Source organism: Holdemanella sp. DFI.5.55 (genome assembly GCF_020593575.1).
Taxonomy (GTDB): Bacteria; Bacillota_I; Bacilli_A; order Erysipelotrichales; family Erysipelotrichaceae; genus Holdemanella; species Holdemanella hominis.
Map to the genome: position 1 here is coordinate 1 of NZ_JAJDMK010000195.1, position 550 is coordinate 550.

Genomic DNA, 550 nt, shown 5'->3' on the forward strand with positions numbered 1-550 from the left:
ATTCTCTCTTTCTTAGATATAGATTGCTTGCTTGGTTTTCGATGCAGATAATTGTAATATCCTGATTTTGACAAATGTAGCTTACTTAGCACTCCAGTCACCGAAAAGTCTTTGTCGACCTTAGACTCTTCAGAAACAAGACAGTACAGAACTTGTGTTATTCTCCCAGAATGCTGATGGCTTTTTTTAGAATTTCAAGAGCATCTTGCGTATCCTTTAATTCACGTTTTAAACGTCTGTTTTCAAGCTCAGCCTCTGTTAGATTCCCTGAACCTTTAAATGTTGCCTGGTTGTTATTGGCTTTAGCTTCTTGCTTCCATCTGTATAAAGTACTATCTCCAATACCTAAATTTTTAGCACATTCTTTACGACTTAGTTCTGGATGTGTTAAACAATAATTGACTGCATTTTGTTTAAATTCTTGATCAAACTGTTTCTTTTTATTTGCCATTTTCTTTTGCCTTCCTTTGTCTTTGAATCATCCTCTTTCTATTGTACCACTGGTGTAAATTTTCTCTTTTTGACTAGTCCTATTTATATGCTAACATCA

1 protein-coding gene is annotated in these 550 nt (G+C 34.4%); it reads right to left on the reverse strand.

Features of this window, described 5'->3' with window-relative positions; translation table 11 throughout:
- Positions 1–157 precede the first annotated feature (157 nt).
- The gene (locus LJE08_RS13770; RefSeq protein WP_154573171.1) at positions 158–451 is read right to left on the reverse strand and encodes a transposase; all 294 of its coding nucleotides are present in this window, start codon (positions 449–451) and stop codon (positions 158–160) included.
- Positions 452–550 lie beyond the last annotated feature (99 nt).

Coding starts and splice junctions, on each gene's coding strand:
- LJE08_RS13770 (WP_154573171.1), bottom strand. CDS start 451: ATGGCAAATAAAAAGAAACAGTTTGATCAAGAATTTAAACAAAATGCA.